This is a genomic window from Shinella sp. 838 (genome assembly GCF_029623935.1).
Taxonomy (GTDB): domain Bacteria; phylum Pseudomonadota; class Alphaproteobacteria; order Rhizobiales; family Rhizobiaceae; genus Shinella.
The window spans coordinates 511752-527468 of the sequence record NZ_JARSBQ010000004.1; the positions used below are offsets into that span (position 1 = coordinate 511752).

Annotated in this window: 15 protein-coding genes; 12 read left to right on the forward strand and 3 right to left on the reverse strand. The window is 63.7% G+C overall.

Going from position 1 to position 15717, the window contains the following annotated elements:
* Positions 1-5 precede the first annotated feature (5 nt).
* From P9A16_RS16920 to P9A16_RS16930, 3 genes are all read right to left on the reverse strand, one after another.
* Positions 6-1445 carry a cryptochrome/photolyase family protein gene (locus P9A16_RS16920; RefSeq protein WP_023514456.1) on the reverse strand — a complete coding sequence of 480 codons (1440 nt, stop codon included), beginning with the start codon at positions 1443-1445 and terminating at the stop codon, positions 6-8.
* A 7-nt stretch (positions 1446-1452) separates the two neighbouring features.
* Entirely contained in the window at positions 1453-1818 is a 366-nt protein-coding gene (locus P9A16_RS16925) for a YbaN family protein (protein WP_023514455.1), read from the reverse strand.
* A 261-nt stretch (positions 1819-2079) separates the two neighbouring features.
* Positions 2080-2826, reverse strand: a complete 747-nt coding sequence (locus tag P9A16_RS16930) for a DUF2934 domain-containing protein (protein ID WP_245290474.1) — start codon at positions 2824-2826, stop codon at positions 2080-2082.
* A gap of 484 nt (positions 2827-3310) precedes the next feature.
* On the opposite strand from P9A16_RS16930, the gene P9A16_RS16935 reads away from it, so the two are divergent.
* The 12 genes from P9A16_RS16935 (at position 3311) to P9A16_RS16990 (ending at position 15633) form a co-directional block, all read left to right on the forward strand.
* A complete protein-coding gene (locus tag P9A16_RS16935; protein WP_023514452.1) occupies positions 3311-6217 on the forward strand; it encodes a monovalent cation/H+ antiporter subunit A in 2907 nt (968 codons plus the stop codon).
* Entirely contained in the window at positions 6217-6555 is a 339-nt protein-coding gene (locus tag P9A16_RS16940) for a Na+/H+ antiporter subunit C (RefSeq protein WP_023514451.1), read from the forward strand. The genes P9A16_RS16935 and P9A16_RS16940 overlap by 1 nt, the downstream gene beginning before the upstream one ends.
* Positions 6552-8189 carry a monovalent cation/H+ antiporter subunit D gene (locus tag P9A16_RS16945; protein ID WP_023514450.1) on the forward strand — a complete coding sequence of 546 codons (1638 nt, stop codon included), beginning with the start codon at positions 6552-6554 and terminating at the stop codon, positions 8187-8189. The genes P9A16_RS16940 and P9A16_RS16945 overlap by 4 nt, the downstream gene beginning before the upstream one ends.
* A 1-nt stretch (position 8190) precedes the next feature.
* The gene (locus tag P9A16_RS16950) at positions 8191-8667 is read left to right on the forward strand and encodes a Na+/H+ antiporter subunit E (protein ID WP_023514449.1); all 477 of its coding nucleotides are present in this window, start codon (positions 8191-8193) and stop codon (positions 8665-8667) included.
* Entirely contained in the window at positions 8664-8945 is a 282-nt protein-coding gene (locus P9A16_RS16955) for a K+/H+ antiporter subunit F (protein ID WP_023514448.1), read from the forward strand. Before P9A16_RS16950 ends, P9A16_RS16955 begins: the two co-directional genes overlap by 4 nt.
* Positions 8942-9337 (forward strand): monovalent cation/H(+) antiporter subunit G, encoded by a 396-nt coding sequence (gene mnhG, locus P9A16_RS16960; protein WP_023514447.1) that lies wholly within the window; start codon positions 8942-8944, stop codon positions 9335-9337. The genes P9A16_RS16955 and mnhG overlap by 4 nt, the downstream gene beginning before the upstream one ends.
* A gap of 180 nt (positions 9338-9517) precedes the next feature.
* Positions 9518-10240, forward strand: coding sequence for a FadR/GntR family transcriptional regulator (locus P9A16_RS16965; protein WP_023514446.1), 723 nt, complete (start codon positions 9518-9520; stop codon positions 10238-10240).
* A complete protein-coding gene (locus P9A16_RS16970) occupies positions 10237-11409 on the forward strand; it encodes a PLP-dependent transferase (protein ID WP_023514445.1) in 1173 nt (390 codons plus the stop codon). The genes P9A16_RS16965 and P9A16_RS16970 overlap by 4 nt, the downstream gene beginning before the upstream one ends.
* Before the next feature lie 40 nt (positions 11410-11449).
* Positions 11450-12709: an ABC transporter substrate-binding protein gene (locus tag P9A16_RS16975; RefSeq protein ID WP_023514444.1), complete on the forward strand. Its 1260-nt coding sequence runs from the start codon at positions 11450-11452 to the stop codon at positions 12707-12709.
* 86 nt (positions 12710-12795) lie between these two features.
* Positions 12796-13719: a carbohydrate ABC transporter permease gene (locus tag P9A16_RS16980; protein ID WP_023514443.1), complete on the forward strand. Its 924-nt coding sequence runs from the start codon at positions 12796-12798 to the stop codon at positions 13717-13719.
* A gap of 4 nt (positions 13720-13723) precedes the next feature.
* Positions 13724-14554 carry a carbohydrate ABC transporter permease gene (locus tag P9A16_RS16985; RefSeq protein WP_023514442.1) on the forward strand — a complete coding sequence of 277 codons (831 nt, stop codon included), beginning with the start codon at positions 13724-13726 and terminating at the stop codon, positions 14552-14554.
* Between the two features lie 11 nt (positions 14555-14565).
* Positions 14566-15633, forward strand: a complete 1068-nt coding sequence (locus P9A16_RS16990; RefSeq protein ID WP_278025770.1) for an ABC transporter ATP-binding protein — start codon at positions 14566-14568, stop codon at positions 15631-15633.
* Positions 15634-15717 lie beyond the last annotated feature (84 nt).

Genomic DNA, 15717 nt, shown 5'->3' on the forward strand with positions numbered 1-15717 from the left:
CTGGATCAGTCCGCCTTCAGTGATTTGTAGGCGGCAAGCGCCCGTTCGCGGGCGCGGCCATGATCGACGATGGGCTTCGGATAGGTCTCGCCGAGATCGATGCCGGCCGCTTTCAGCGCGGCCTCGGGCGCGGCAAAGGGCTTGTGGATCCAGGCTGCGTCCAGGGTCTCCAGTTCCGGCACGAAACGGCGCACGTATGTGCCGTCGGGATCGAACTTTTCGCCCTGCAGGATGGGGTTGAAGATGCGGAAGAAGGGCGAAGCATCGGCGCCAGAGCCGGCCACCCATTGCCAGTTCGCCGCATTCGACGCCGCGTCGGCATCGACAAGCGTGTCGCGGAACCATTTTTCGCCGCGTCGCCAGTCGATCATCAGGTGCTTGATCAGGAAGGAGGCGGTGATCATGCGCACGCGATTGTGCATCCAGCCGTGCCGCCAGAGTTGGCGCATGCCGGCATCGACGATCGGATAACCGGTCAGGCCGCGTGTCCAGAGCATGAAGGCCTCTTCGCGTTCCTGCCAGGGGAAGGCGTCGAACTTATCGTTCCAGTTCTTTTCCGGGAGTGCGGGGAAGTGGAAGTGCAGGTGGTAGCAGAACTCCCGCCAGGCCAGTTCCTTGCGGAAGTGGACGAGATCGCCCGTCGGTGCGTCGAGGCCGCGGGTTGCGTGCCAGATGCGGGCCGGGGAGATCTCGCCGAGCGCCAGATAGGGCGAGAGCATGGAGGTGGCGTCGAGCGCAGGGCGGTCGCGGTCGGCGCCATAGCCATCGATCGCACCGTCCACGAAAGTTTCGAGGTGTGCGCGCGCGGCTGCTTCGCCGGGTGTCCAGATTTCCCGGAACGGTGTGGCCCAATCGGGTTTTTCCGGTGTGAGATGCCAATCGTCCAGATGCTCTGATGCGACGGCTTCGGGAAGAGCGATCAAGCCGGCCGGCGGCTCGATCGCTTCATGCGGTTCGCCGGACCTCTCAAGAGCCTTCCAGAAGGGTGTGTAGACCCGGAAAGGCTTCTTTTCTCCGGTCAGGAGGCGGGTCGGATCGTGCAGAAGCTGGCCGGCGAAACTCGTGGCCGTAAGGCCGCGCGCCTTCAACGCGGCCTTGATCGCGCGGTCGATCGTCATGCCCAGCGGATCGTGTCGGCGGTTCCATTGGATCGTGTCGGCGCCGGTCTCGGCAATCAGCGTATCGAGGACCTCGTCGGCCGGTCCGCTGCGCAGGGTGAGCGGCGCACCAAGATCGGCCAGCCTGCCGGCAAGTGCGGCGAGGGAATGGTGCAGCCACCAGCGTTGGGCGGCGCCCAGCGGACCGGTTCCGACCTCGGCGGGCTCCAGGATATAGAGCGGCAGGATGGGGCGTCCGGTTTGCGCCGCGGCGGAAAGTGCCGCATTGTCGTCGATGCGCAGATCCCTGCGGAACCAGACGATGACCGGGGCTTGCTTCGTTGCCATCGGAGCCTCACGTCTTTTTTGGCAGGGGGCGTGTCAGGATGAAAAGGGCGCTTGCCGACAGCACGAGGCCCATGATGGCGGCGAGGAGAAGCGACGGCGCGGTGCGGTAGTAGAAAAAGCCGTAGCTTGCGATGATGAGACAGATCGCAATCGTCTTGGCGCGCGCCGAGATCGCTCCCTCGCGCCGCCAGTTCGCCAGCGGCGGGCCGAGGGTGCGGTGATTCAGCAGCCACTGCTCGAGACGCGGCGAGGAGCGGGAAAAACACCAGACCGCGACAAGCAGGAACGGCGTCGTCGGCAAAAGTGGCAGGAAGACGCCGACGATGCCGATCGCCGTCATCAGCATACCTGCCGCCATGTAGATCGATCGCACCGGGTATCCTCGCTTCAGCCCGCGTCGCCCGTTCACATAGAGCGTCGCGACCGCGTCTCCAAGAGCATTGATGCCGCAGGAGGATGAAACGGCCGAAAGGCAGGGTATGCGAAGAAAACGCAGTGTCCTGTGGACCGGGCATAGCTTTGTTATGCTCCCTGCCGGATCAGAAGGAAGAACGGGCCGACGCGGCGAACGGAGAAAGAGCGCCGGCACGTCGCCGGCATTCCCTCAATCCGCCGCCGGATCTTGTCGCGATGATCAGGCTTCCGTCCCGTTCGCCGCGGCCTTGACGGATTTTGCTTTTGCGACGGCCTTGGCAGCAATCGGCTTTTCCGCCGCGGCTTCCGTCTTCTTGCGTGGCTTGGCGGCCTCGGACTTCTTCCCTTGCGCCTTCTTGGATATCTCGATCAGCGGCTTCCGTGTGCCGTCCGGCCTGGCTTCAGGGGCAAGCGCCACGCGTTCGAATTCGTCGCGCTCCTGTACCGCCTGTTCCCAATGGTCGCCATCATGGCCATGCGGCCGCCCCGCTTCTTCCCAGAGCGTATAGGCCCGCTTGCTGATCCATTCCCTTCGCGCATCCGTCATCGCTAATCCCCGTTCGAGAGTGAACTGACGCCGCACCGCCGATGTGTTGCCGAAAAAGGCTGACAGGATCGGGACACGGAACTCGCTGGATGACCGGAACGACATCGTCCGGCGGGTCCAGGTACCAGGTGCACCATGCGCTCCGGGCATCGTCGCCCCACGGGAGCAGGTCTGCTTCATGCGATTCGCCCGAAAAGAATGCGCCCAAAGCGGCAGGGCATCAAGCGGACAAGGGTGCGGCAGGATGACCGTTTTCCGGCGCGAAAAGGAAAAACATGCTGCCGGTTGCGGCAAATCGGCGTAATTTTGGAAAAGTTTCATGCTGGCGGGTGGACAGCGCCAATCCCGCCAACGTATTGTCCGGATGAGAGAATATTCAACGCGGGCGACGGAATCGAGAGGCAGGACGTTTGGCAGCATCAGGGCACCAGCATCGACCTTTTCGTCGGGCTTTTTGCCTCTTTTGCACTGCGCTTTCCTGTCTTTTGTTGTTGATATCCACGCTCACAGCGCCTTCCGCCGTCAGTGCCAGCTCGAAGATGCTTCGTTATGGCACGCAGAAGACTGCGGGTTACCCTTCGGCGCTTCCCGACATCGAATGCCGAAAGCGTGCCGTCGCCGGAAAGGTGACGTCGTTCGACGGCGCAGGGACCGATTTTACCTGCCTGCCGATCCGGGAAGCTTTCCGCCTGGAGGGCCTGGCCGCGGCGCTTGTCGTGGTCCTCAGGCCCGGTGCCGGCGTAGGGCGTACGGAAATGCGCGGGGCCCGTGCCCCTCCGTTGAATTTCGCCTGACGGCCGCCCGATCGTCCTTTCGGTCGCGTGCGGTCTTCCCGATATCGCCGGCGTTCCGGCGGGAGAAGCTCTGACGTTCGAAAGCGATCGATCAAACGATGACAGGTGAAATGATTCTGGTCTTGCTGCTTTGCCTTCCCTTCGCGGGAAGCCTTGCCGCGACCATTCTGCTGCGGACCGATTCAAGGGTGCTTGCCGCGCGCATGTCCGGCGCGGTGGCCTTTGTCGCCCTGGTGCTGACGGCCGCGCTTTATCCCGCGGTGCGCGATGGCGGCAAGGTCCGGCTCGATCTCGAATGGCTGCCGCAGCTCGGGCTCAACGTCACGCTGCGCATGGACGGCTTTGCCTGGCTCTTTGCGATGCTCATCACCGGCATCGGCTGTCTCGTCGTGCTCTATGCGCGCTACTACATGTCGGAAGAAGACCCGGTTCCGCGCTTCTTCTCCTTCCTGCTCGCCTTCATGGGCTCGATGCTCGGCATCGTGCTGTCGGGCAACATCATCCTGCTCTCGGTGTTCTGGGAGCTGACGAGCATCTTCTCCTTCCTGCTCATCAGCTACTGGCATCACAATGCCGCCGCCCGCGACGGCGCGCGCATGGCGCTGACGATAACGGGCATCGGCGGCTTCTGCCTGCTTGCCGGCCTGCTCGTGCTCGGCCATATCGTCGGCAGCTACGATCTCGACGTGGTGCTGTCGGCGGGCGACAAGATCAAGGCGCACCCGCTCTACCTGACGGCGCTGGTGCTCATCCTCATCGGCGCACTGACGAAAAGCGCGCAGGTGCCGTTCCATTTCTGGCTGCCCAATGCCATGGCGGCGCCGACACCGGTCTCGGCCTATCTGCATTCCGCCACCATGGTGAAAGCCGGCGTCTTCCTGCTCGTGCGCCTGTGGCCTGCGCTGTCGGGCACCTATGAATGGTTCATGCTGGTCGGTATCGCCGGTATCAGCACGCTGCTCCTCGGCGCCTATTTCGCGATGTTCCAGCAGGACCTGAAGGGCCTGCTCGCCTATTCGACGATCAGCCATCTCGGGCTCATCACCACGCTGCTCAGCCTCGGCAGCCCGCTCGCCGCCGTGGCCGCGATCTTCCACATGATGAACCACGCCACCTTCAAGGCCTCGCTCTTCATGGCCGCCGGCATCATCGACCACGAGACCGGCACGCGTGACATGCGACGATTGAGCGGGCTCTTCAAATACCTGCCGATAACAGGCACGCTTGCCATGGTGGCAAGCGCAGCCATGGCCGGCGTACCCTTGCTCAACGGCTTCATCTCCAAGGAAATGTTCTTCGCCGAGGCGGTGGAGACGCACGCCGATTCCGTGCTCGACCGCATCCTGCCCTATGTCGCGACGCTCGCCGGCGCCTTCTCGGTCGCCTATTCGATCCGCTTCATCCACATGGTCTTCTTCGGTCCCGAGCCGACGGACCTGCCCAAGCCCAAGCCGCACGAGCCGCCGCACTGGATGCGCTTCCCCATCGAGTTCCTGGTGCTCGCCTGCCTCGTCGTCGGCATCATCCCATCGCTTTCGATCGGCCCGTTCCTGCATTCGGCCGTCGTCTCTGTGCTGGGTACGCGCACGCCGGAATACAGCCTTGCCGTCTGGCACGGCATCAACACGCCGCTCATCATGAGCATGATCGCGCTCGTCGGCGGTGCCGCACTCTATGCGGTGCTGAAGGACTATCTCGCGCGGTGCGACGACGGCCCGCCGCTCTTCCGTCATCTCGGCGGCCAGCGCATCTTCGAGCGCGTGCTCGTCACCGTGTCGTGGAAATGGGCGCGCTGGCTCGAAAGCCACCTCGGCACCCGCAATCTCCAGCCGCAACTGCGCCTCATCGCGGCGGCAGGCTTGCTGGCGGGCATCGTCCCGCTCTATATGGCGGGTTTCGCGCCGACGCCGCTGGTCTTCGGCGACATCGATCCCATCTTCGCCGCCATCTGGAGTATCGGCGCCTTCTGCGCATTGGGGGCGGCCTATCAGGCGAAGTACCATCGTCTGGCCGCGCTCGTCCTGCTCGGTGGCGCGGGCATCACGACCTGCATCACCTTCGTCTGGCTTTCCGCACCGGATCTCGCCATCACGCAGCTCGTCGTGGAAATCGTCACGACCGTCCTCCTGCTGCTTGGCCTGCGCTGGCTGCCCAAGCGTTCGGAGAAGGTCGACAATTCCGTCACGCTCTCCGCTCGCAGCCGCCGCTTCCGCGACTTCCTGCTCGCGATCTCCTGCGGCTTCGGCATGTTCGTCTTCTCCTATGCGATCATGAAGCAGCCGGTGCCGGACGCCATTGCCAGCTACTTCCTCGAAAAGGCCTACACGGAAGGCGGCGGGCGCAATGTCGTCAACGTCATCCTCGTCGATTTCCGCGGCTTCGACACGATGGGCGAGATCGTGGTCCTGGCCATCGTGGCGCTCACGGTCTTCGCGCTGCTGCGCCGTTTCCGCCCGGCGGCCGACAGCATCGAGAAGCCGGAACAGCAGCGCATCCAGAACGCCTATGACGATGAGCGCCCAGAGCGCTCGGCCGGCGATACGGTGCGCGACTATCTGCTGGTGCCCTCGGTCATCATGCAGTGGATGTTCCCGGTCATCATCACCTTCTCGATCTATCTCCTCTTGCGCGGGCACGACCTGCCGGGCGGGGGCTTTGCCGGCGGCATCACCATGGCGATCGCCTTCCTGCTGCAATATCTCGGTGGTGGCGTGCGCTGGTCGGAGGATCGGCTGCGTATCCTGCCGCTGCGCTGGATGGGCGTCGGCCTGCTGCTGGCCGCATTGACGGGTATGGGCGCCTGGGTGCTCGGTTATCCGTTCCTCACGAGCCATTCGCAGTATGTCGAGATACCCTTCATCGGCAAGGTGCCGGCGGCAACGGCGCTGTTCTTCGATCTCGGGGTCTTCTCGCTCGTCGTCGGCGCGACGGTGCTGATCCTCATCGCGCTTGCGCACCAATCCATACGCATGCATCGGGTTCGCAGTCTCGACGCTCCCAAGGCGGAGGAAGCTTGATGGAACTCGTTCTTTCGATCGGTATCGGCATCATGACGGGCTCGGGCGTCTGGCTCATCCTGCGTCCACGCACCTATCAGGTCATCATCGGCCTCTCGCTGCTGTCCTATGCGGTGAATCTCTTCATCTTCGCGGTCGGTGGGGTGAAATCCAACGCCGCGCCGCTGCTGGTTGAGGGCGTTGACATCGGTGCTGTTACCGATCCGGTGCCGCATGCCCTGGTGCTCACCGCCATCGTCATCGGCTTTGCCACGACGGCGCTCTTCCTCGTGGTGCTGCTCGCGGCCCGCGGCCTGACCGGCACGGACCATGTCGACGGCAGGGAGCAGCCGAAATGAGCGGCTGGCAGCAACACCTCATCATCGCGCCCATCGTCATCCCGCTTGTCGCAGGCGCGCTTCTCCTGTTCTTCGACGAGCGTGAGCGCGTCGTGAAGGCGATGATCAGCGTGATGTCGTGCCTGGCACTGGCTGCCGTCGCCATCAGCCTGTTCCGTCTTGCGAGCAATGGCTCGGACGGTTTCGAGGGTGTCTATCTGCTCGGCAACTGGCCGGCGCCGTTCGGCATCGTGCTGGTCGTCGACCGGCTCTCGGCGCTGATGCTCGTCCTTGCCTCGATCCTCGCCATCCCGACACTGGTCTTCGCGCTTGCCCGCTGGCACACCGCCGGTGCGCATTTCCACTCGCTGTTCCAGTTCCTGCTGATGGGCCTCAACGGGGCCTTCCTGACGGGCGATCTGTTCAATCTCTTCGTCTTCTTCGAGGTGATGCTCGCCGCCTCCTACGGTCTCCTGATGCACGGCTCCGGCTCGATGCGTGTCAAGGCGGGCCTCCATTACATCGCTGTCAACCTTGCCGCCGCGCTCTGCTTCCTGATCGGGGTCAGCGCCATCTACGGCTCGGCAGGCACGCTCAACATGGCGGACCTCGCCGTGCGCATCGGCGAGATCGAGGGCGAGCGGCGCATGCTGCTGGAGGCGGGTGCGGGCATTCTCGGCATCGTCTTCCTCATCAAGGCCGGCATGTGGCCGCTGAACTTCTGGCTGCCGGGTGCCTACAGCGCCGCGACGGCGCCGGTCGCCGGCATCTTCGCCATCATGAGCAAGGTGGGCATTTACGTCATCCTGCGCCTCTCGCTGCTCGTCTTCGGGCAGGGCGATTCGGCGGGGCTCGGCCTCAACGTGTTGCTCTACGGCGGCATGGCGACCATCGCCTTCGGCACGATCGGGGTTCTCGCCTCGCAGGCGCTTGGACGGCTTGCGAGCTATTCCGTGCTCGTCTCCTCCGGCACCCTGCTCGCCGTACTCGGTTTGAACAACGGCACGGTGACGTCGGGCGCGCTGTTCTACATGGTCAGTTCCACGCTGACGATCGCCGCCTTCTTCATGCTGATCGAACTCGTCGAACGCGGGCAGGATGCGGGCGCCTCGGTTCTCGCCGTCACCATGGAGGCCTATGGCGATGCGGACGAGGAGGATGAGGAGGTCGAGGTCGGCGTCACCATGCCCGGCACGATCGCCGTGCTCGGCATCTGCTTTGCCGCCTGCGGCATCCTCTTGTCAGGCCTGCCGCCGCTCTCCGGCTTCGTCGCGAAATTCGCCATGCTGTCGGGCATGATCGGCACGAGCGCCAATGGCGCGGCGCCCATCGCGGCCTCCGTCTGGTGGATCGTCGGCCTGCTCATCTTGTCGGGACTGGCGGCGCTGATCTCGATGACCCGCGCCGGCATCCGCACCTTCTGGGCCTCGATGGAGGGCACCGTGCCGCGGGTGCTCGTCATGGAAATGGCCCCGGTCATGCTTCTGATCGCGCTGACGCTGGCGCTCACCATCAAGGCCGGGCCGGCGATGGGCTACATGGAAGAGACGATCCGCAACCTTCAGCAGCCGGCCTCCTACATCGACGCCGTGATCAACGCGCGCCGCGCCGGGGTCGCCGAGCCAAGCGGGCCGGATGGCGGGGGAGGGATCTGAAATGCTGCCCTATCCGCTGCTCAGCGCCTCGCTCGTCATCATGTGGCTTGCCCTCAACGGCTTCACGCTCGGCCATCTCATCCTCGGCTGCATCGTGTCGGTCTTCGCCTCCTGGGGCATGGCGGCCCTGCGCCCGGTGAAGCCACGCCTGCCGAAATGGTATCTGCTGCCCAAGCTCGTCGGCATCGTACTCTACGACATCCTGCGCTCGAACCTTGCCGTTGCCTCCATCCTTCTCACCGGTGGCCGGCGCAAGCACAAGGCCGGCTTCATCACCGTACCCGTCGCGCTGGAAAACCCGACGGCGCTCGCCGTGCTGGCTGTCGTCATCACGAGCACGCCGGGCACGGCCTGGCTCGAGTACAATTCGCTCAGCAAGACGGTGCTGATCCATGTCCTCGACCTCGTTGACGAGGCCGAGTGGCAGGCGCTGATCAAGAACCGCTACGAGGCGCTGCTGATGGAGATCTTCGAATGAGCCACACGATTCTCATCTGGTCCATCACCATCGCGCAGGTGTTCCTCGCCATCGCCATGGCGCTTGCGGCCTTCCGCATGTTCCGCGGACCCCGTGCACAGGACCGCGTCCTGGCGCTCGACACGCTCTACCTCAACTCCATGCTGCTCCTGATGGTCTTCGGCATCCGTACCGGCAAGGATATCTATTTCGAGGCTTCGCTCGTCATCGGCATGCTCGGTTTCGTCGCGACGGTTGCGCTTGCCAAGTTCCTCATGCGCGGGGAGGTGATCGAATGACGGACATCGAGTTCGCAGGCGACCTGCCGGCCTGGGCGGCGCTTGCCGTTTCCTTCTTCCTGGTGGTCGGCGCCGGCCTGACGCTGATCGGCACGATCGGCTTCGTCCGCCTGCCGACCTTCTACGAGCGCATCCATGCGCCGACGCTCGGTTCGAGCTGGGGCACCGGCGGCATCGTCATGGCCTCGATGATCTTTTTCACCGTGCTCGCCACCCGTCCTGTCGTGCATGAGATCCTGATCGGTATCTTCATCACCGTGACGACGCCCGTCACGCTCATGCTGCTTGCCCGCGCCACGTTGCATCGCGATCGGGCGGAGGGCAATCCGGATGTGCCAGCCGAAGCCCCGGTCGAGCGGGAGCCCGAGGGCCAGCCCATCGCGGGCGAATAGCCGCCCGTCGCACGCTACGTTATCGACAGTCCCATGCGGGCCGATCTCTTGATCGGCCCGTTTTTTATTGGCGATGGATCTGCTCACGGATGATTGGCGCTTGACAGTCGACGCTCGGCGCATAATGCTAAGATGTCAGACCAATTTGAGAAGCTGACACGAAACAGGGGACATGGCATCATGCCAGGCGAATTGAGCGACAGGCCGCAGATCGCGCCGTTGCCGCCCATTGACCGGGCGCGGCAGGTGACGGAGGCGCTGGCCTCCTATATCGACCGCGCCAATCTTGCAGCGGGTGACCGGCTGCCGGCCGAGCGCGAGCTGATGGCGGCGCTCGTGGTGGGGCGCTCGACGATCCGCGAGGCGATCCGTCATTTCCAGGCGCTCGGCGTCATCGAAAGCCGCAAGGGCAGCGGCACCTATCTCCTGAAGCCGATAACGACGGCGACGGTGCATATGCCGCTCTCCTTCGATGCGGTGCACCTGCGCGACGTGCTGCTTCAGACGCTGGAAGTGCGCCGCGGCATCGAATGCGAGGCCGGCATGGTGGCAGCCCGGCGGCGCACGGAAGAGGATGTCGCGACCATCGAAGCGAGGCTCGACGAGATGGAGCGGGTGCACCTCTCCAAGGGCACGTCCGGACCGGAAGACCTCGCTTTCCACCTCGCGATCTACGATGCCACGCACAATCCGCTGTTCAAGCAGCTTCTGGAGCAGATGCGCGGCGCCTTCGAGCGCTTCTGGGAAAAACCGTTCAACCGGCCGGACTTCGCCCGCCGCTCCTTTCCGTTCCACCGCACGCTCTTCAACGCCATCGCTGCACGGGATCCCGAGGCGGCGCGGGCGGAAACGTTAAAGATCCTCGCCGTCGTCGAGGAAGACATCAAGGACATGTCCCGATGATCAACGGAGCCGATCCGTTCGACTTTGCCGCTCTCACCGTCGCCCATGACGAAGCGAACGCCTTCGATGCAGTCGTGCCGCCCATCGTGCAGACCTCGCTCTTCACCTTCGGCAGCTATGACGAGATGGTGGCCGCCTATCGTGGTGAGATCGTGCGGCCGATCTATACGCGCGGCCTCAACCCGACGGTGCGCGCTTTCGAGGAGATGCTGGCCAAGCTCGAAGGCGGCGAGGATGCCCTCGGCTTTGCCAGCGGCATGGCGGCGATCTCCTCCACCGTGCTCTCCTTCGTCGAGCCGGGCGACCGTATCGTCGCTGTGCGCCACTGCTATCCGGATGCCTTCCGGCTGTTCGGCACGCATCTGAAGCGCATGAAGATCGAGGTGACCTATGTCGACGGGCGCGACGAGGAGGCGGTGGCGAAAGCTCTGCCCGGCGCGAAGCTGCTCTATCTCGAAAGCCCGACGAGCTGGGTGATGGAAGCGCACGATGTCGGCGCACTCGCCGCGCTCGCAAAGAAGCACGGCATTGTCAGCGTCATCGACAACAGCTGGGCGAGCCCGGTCTTCCAGCGCCCGCTGACGCTGGGTGTTGATCTCGTGCTGCACTCGGCCTCGAAATATCTCGGTGGGCACAGCGATGTCGTCGCCGGTGTCGTCGCCGGCGCGAAGGAGCTGATCGGCCGTATCCGGTCGGAAGCCTATCCCTATCTCGGCGGAAAGCTTTCGCCCTTCGATGCCTGGCTGCTGGTGCGCGGGCTGCGCACCCTGCCCATCCGCATGAAGGCGCATGAGGCCTCGGCGCTCGAAATCGCAAAGCGCCTGCAAGCGCTCGACATCGTCGACAAGGTCTTTCATCCCGCGCTCGCCAACCGCCTGCCGCCGGGACTGACCGGCACGTCGGGTCTCTTCTCCTTCACCTTCCGTGAAGGCATCGACATCCGCGCCTTCGCCGACCAGCTGAAGCTCTTCAAGCTCGGCGTCTCCTGGGGCGGGCACGAGAGCCTGATCGTGCCCGGGGAAGTTGTCCTTCAGCAGAAGGCTCAGCCGAATTCCGCGCATGCCTTCGGCATCGATGCGCGGTCCGTGCGTCTCCATATCGGCCTGGAGGGAACCGAGGTCCTGTGGAGTGACCTGGATGCGGCGATAGCGGCCGCAACCCAAACCTGACGTCAAACTTCTAAGCAAAACCACAAAAGAGGGAACGACCATGAAGAGACTTTTGACTGCAGCATTCATCACCACCCTGATGGCATCGAGTGCCTTGGCGGATACGACGCTGAAGCTTGTCGAGGTCATCACCAGCCCTGAGCGCACGGAGACGCTGAAATCCATCGTCGGGAAGTTCGAGGCGGCGAACCCCGGCACCAAGGTGGAGATCATCTCGCTTCCCTGGGGCGAGGCCTTCCAGAAATTCGCCACCATGGTCTCGGCCGGTGAAGTGCCTGACGTCATGGAAATGCCCGATACCTGGCTGTCGCTCTATGCCAACAACGGCATGCTGGAGAGCCTGGAACCGTATCTTGCGAAGTGGGAGCACACGCCCGGCCTTACGGCTCGTGCCCTTGAGCTTGGCCGCGACATCAACGACACGGCCTACATGCTGCCCTACGGCTTCTATCTGCGCGCCATGTTCTACAACAAGAAGCTGCTCGCGGAGGCCGGCGTATCCGAGCCGCCGAAGACGCTGGACGAATTCGCCGAAGCCTCCAAGAAGGTCTCGGCATTGCCCGGCAAATACGGCTATTGCCTGCGCGGCGGCCCGGGCGGCCTCAACGGCTGGGTGATGTTCGGCGCGTCCATGGCGGGCGACAACAAATTCTTCAACGAGGACGGCACCTCCACCTTCAACAGCGAAGGCTGGGTCAAGGGTCTGACCTTCGTCATCGATCTCTACAAGAACGGCTATGCCCCGAAGGACAGCGTCAACTGGGGTTTTAACGAGATCGTCGCGGGCTTCTATTCGGGCACCTGCGCCTTCCTCGACCAGGACCCGGACGCGCTGATCGCCATCGCCGAACGCATGAAGGCGGAAGACTACGGCATCATGACCATGCCGAAGGGGCCCGCCGGAAAGACCTTCCCGACGATCGGTTTTGCAGGCTGGTCGATGTTCGCCTCCAGCGCCAACAAGGACCTGTCCTGGAAGCTGATCGAGACGCTCGAAGGGCCGGAAGGCAATATCGAGTGGAACAAGCGCACCGGTGCGCTGCCGGTGCACACTTCGGCGGAAAAGGACCCGTTCTACGCCAGCGAGCAGTTCAAGGGCTGGTTTGCCGAGCTCGAGGACAAGGATGCCGTGCCGACCGTCATGCCGACGCATCTTGAGGAGTTCGCCTTCTTCAAGGATTCGCTCGTCATCAAGACCTCGCAGGAAGCCCTTCTTGGCGACATCACGCCGGAAGATCTCGCCAACCAGTGGGCGGACTACCTGACCAAGGCACAGCAGAAGTTCCTCGCCAAGAAGTAGGCTGAGGACCCTGCGGGCGGAGACACGAGGCTCCGCCCGCAGACATTCTCCCAGAACGCCCCGCCACCTTGAACGGAAGCGAGACGATGACCCTTGCCGTCCATCCGCAAGCCGTGCGGCCGCTCAGGAAGCGGATCGCCGACGCATCGGAACCCTATCTCTACAGCGCACCAGCGCTGATCCTCATCATATCGGTCATGCTGGTGCCGCTGGTGCTCGGCATTTCCTATGCGTTCCGCGATATCCAGCTTCTGAACCCGCTTTCCGGCGGTTTCATAGGGCTCGATCATTTTCGCGCGCTATCGGAGGATCAGGCCTTCTTTCGGGCGCTGCGCAACACGCTGTGGTGGACGGGCGCCTCTGTCTTCCTGCAATTCGTCTTCGGTCTCATCCTCGCGCTGCTGCTCGACAAACCCTTCGCCGGTCGCGGCCTCGCACAGGCGCTGGTCTTCCTGCCCTGGGCCGTGCCGAGTTTTCTCGCCGGCCTCAACTGGGCCTGGCTGTTCAATCCGGTGATCGGCCCGCTGCCGCACTGGATGCACGCGCTCGGCATGCTGGACGCGCCGAACAACATCCTCTCCGACCCGCAGCTCGCCATGTGGGGGCCGATCGCCGCCAATGTCTGGTGGGGCATTCCCTTTTTCGCGATCACTCTGCTCGCTGCGCTTCAGGCGATCCCGCGCGATCTCTACGAGGCCGCCAGCATCGACGGGGCAGGGCCGGTGCAGCGTTTCCTCTCTATCACGCTGCCGTTCCTGGCGCCGACCATCGCCATCACCATTCTCCTGCGCACCGTCTGGATCTCCAATTTCGCCGACCTTATCGTCGTCATGACCAATGGCGGGCCGGCCGACCGCACGCAGATCGTCGCCAGCTACATCTTCACCCAGGCGTTCAAGCGGCTCGACTTCGGCTACGCCTCGGCCATCGCTCTCGTGCTGCTGATCCTGCTGCTCGTCTACTCCATGCTGATCGTGCTGCTTCGCCAGACGCTGCTGAACAAGGGCTGAGACCATGCGAAGCAAGCCAATCCTCACCGTTCTTCACCGGCTCGCGATCCTCGCCTATATCGTCGTCGCGCTCTTCCCGCTGTTCTGGCTGCTGAAGGTCTCGGTCACGCCGAACGACCTGCTCTACAGCGAGGGGGTGCGCCTGTGGCCCTCGCGTGCCACCCTGGAGCACTACACCTTCGTCATCGCCCACAGCGCCTTCCCGACCTTCTTCAAGAACAGCCTGATCGTCGCCGGCTCGACCGCCGTCGCGGTGACGATCCTCGCCTCGCTCGCCGGCTACGCGCTCTCACGCTTCAAATTCCGCGCAAAATACTGGATCGTCGCGCTGATGCTGATCACGCAGATGTTCCCGCTGGTCATGCTGGTCGCGCCGATCTTCAAGATGCTCTCGCCGCTCGGCCTCACCAACAGCCTCACCGGCCTCGTCATCGTCTACACCGCCTTCAACGTGCCCTTCGCCACCTTCCTCATGCAGTCCTTCTTCGACGGCATTCCGAAGGACCTGGAGGAGGCGGCAATGATCGACGGGGCGACGCAGTTCGTCGCCTTCCGCCAGATCATCCTGCCGCTGACGCTGCCCGGCATCGCCGCGACGCTCGGCTTCGTCTTCACCGCGGCCTGGAGCGAACTGCTCTTCGCGCTGATGCTGATCTCGGGCAATGACGCTGCAACCTTCCCGGTCGGCCTGCTCACCTTCGTTTCGAAGTTCTCGGTCGATTTCGGGCAGATGATGGCGGCGGGCATTCTCGCGCTCATCCCGGCGTGCCTCTTCTTCCTCCTCATCCAGCGCTATCTCGTGCAGGGCCTGACGGCCGGCGCGGTCAAAGGCTGAAAGGGTTTTTCATGGCCTCCATCGATATCCAGGACATCCGCAAGAGCTTCGGTGCCTTCTCCGTGCTGCACGGTGTCGATCTCACCATCCGCGACGGCGAGTTCATCGTGCTGGTCGGGCCCTCCGGCTGCGGGAAATCCACGCTGCTGCGCATGATCGCCGGGCTGGAGGACGTGACGTCCGGTGACATTCGCATCGACGGCAAACGGGTCAACGACCTTGCCCCGAAGGACCGCGACATCGCCATGGTGTTTCAGTCCTATGCGCTCTATCCGCATATGAGCGTTGCCGACAACATGAGTTACAGCCTGAAACTCCGCCGCACCGCGAAGGAAAAGATTGCCAGCGCCGTCGGCAATGCCGCCTCGAAGCTTGGCCTCGATCCGCTGCTGGAGCGCCGGCCACGCGCGCTCTCGGGTGGCCAGCGCCAGCGTGTCGCCATGGGCCGCGCCATCGTGCGCCAACCGAAAGCCTTTCTCTTCGACGAGCCGCTGTCCAATCTCGACGCGCGGCTGCGCGAGCAGATGCGCGCCGAAATCAAGAAGTTGCACGGCGACCTTCATGCAACATCCATATACGTCACCCACGATCAGATCGAGGCCATGACGCTGGCGGACCGGATCGTCGCCATGCATGCCGGCGTGGTTCAGCAGATCGGCACGCCGCTCGATCTTTATGACCGGCCGGCCAATCTCTTCGTCGCGGGCTTCATCGGTTCGCCGGGCATGAATTTCTTCGAGGGGCGCTATCTCGTGTCCGGCGACCAGGCGGACCTGCGGCTGGCAAACGGCGCGACGTTGTCTGCTCCTCGAAGAAGCGGCATCGAATCAGGCGCGGCAGCGACGCTCGGTATCCGTCCCGAGCATGTGGTGCTGAACGCGCGCAGCGCGCTGGAGGCGAAAGTCGATCTCATCGAGCCGACGGGTTTCGGTATCATCATGCATGTGACCATTCACGACGTTCCGATGAAAATTTTCACGCTCGACCGGACCATGCTGGATCCAGGCCCGACGGTCCGCGTCGACCTGCCACAGGAGCGGCTTCACCTCTTCGGAACGGAGGGCCGGCGGATGGATTGAAACGGGATCGTGAACACGATTTCGGCCCCATCCAAAGACAATGTTAACCTTCATTTCCTAACCATCTACGCATCCCTATCGGCA

Excerpts from the sequence above, each read along its gene's own strand:
- P9A16_RS16950 (WP_023514449.1), top strand. The coding sequence starts at position 8,191 with ATGCTGCCCTATCCGCTGCTCAGCGCCTCGCTCGTCATCATGTGGCTT.
- P9A16_RS16980 (WP_023514443.1), top strand. The coding sequence starts at position 12,796 with ATGACCCTTGCCGTCCATCCGCAAGCCGTGCGGCCGCTCAGGAAGCGG.
- P9A16_RS16965 (WP_023514446.1), top strand. The coding sequence starts at position 9,518 with ATGCCAGGCGAATTGAGCGACAGGCCGCAGATCGCGCCGTTGCCGCCC.
- P9A16_RS16985 (WP_023514442.1), top strand. The coding sequence starts at position 13,724 with ATGCGAAGCAAGCCAATCCTCACCGTTCTTCACCGGCTCGCGATCCTC.
- P9A16_RS16935 (WP_023514452.1), top strand. The coding sequence starts at position 3,311 with ATGATTCTGGTCTTGCTGCTTTGCCTTCCCTTCGCGGGAAGCCTTGCC.
- P9A16_RS16930 (WP_245290474.1), bottom strand. The coding sequence starts at position 2,826 with ATGCTGCCAAACGTCCTGCCTCTCGATTCCGTCGCCCGCGTTGAATAT.
- P9A16_RS16940 (WP_023514451.1), top strand. The coding sequence starts at position 6,217 with ATGGAACTCGTTCTTTCGATCGGTATCGGCATCATGACGGGCTCGGGC.
- P9A16_RS16920 (WP_023514456.1), bottom strand. The coding sequence starts at position 1,445 with ATGGCAACGAAGCAAGCCCCGGTCATCGTCTGGTTCCGCAGGGATCTG.
- P9A16_RS16945 (WP_023514450.1), top strand. The coding sequence starts at position 6,552 with ATGAGCGGCTGGCAGCAACACCTCATCATCGCGCCCATCGTCATCCCG.
- P9A16_RS16975 (WP_023514444.1), top strand. The coding sequence starts at position 11,450 with ATGAAGAGACTTTTGACTGCAGCATTCATCACCACCCTGATGGCATCG.
- mnhG (WP_023514447.1), top strand. The coding sequence starts at position 8,942 with ATGACGGACATCGAGTTCGCAGGCGACCTGCCGGCCTGGGCGGCGCTT.
- P9A16_RS16955 (WP_023514448.1), top strand. The coding sequence starts at position 8,664 with ATGAGCCACACGATTCTCATCTGGTCCATCACCATCGCGCAGGTGTTC.
- P9A16_RS16970 (WP_023514445.1), top strand. The coding sequence starts at position 10,237 with ATGATCAACGGAGCCGATCCGTTCGACTTTGCCGCTCTCACCGTCGCC.
- P9A16_RS16990 (WP_278025770.1), top strand. The coding sequence starts at position 14,566 with ATGGCCTCCATCGATATCCAGGACATCCGCAAGAGCTTCGGTGCCTTC.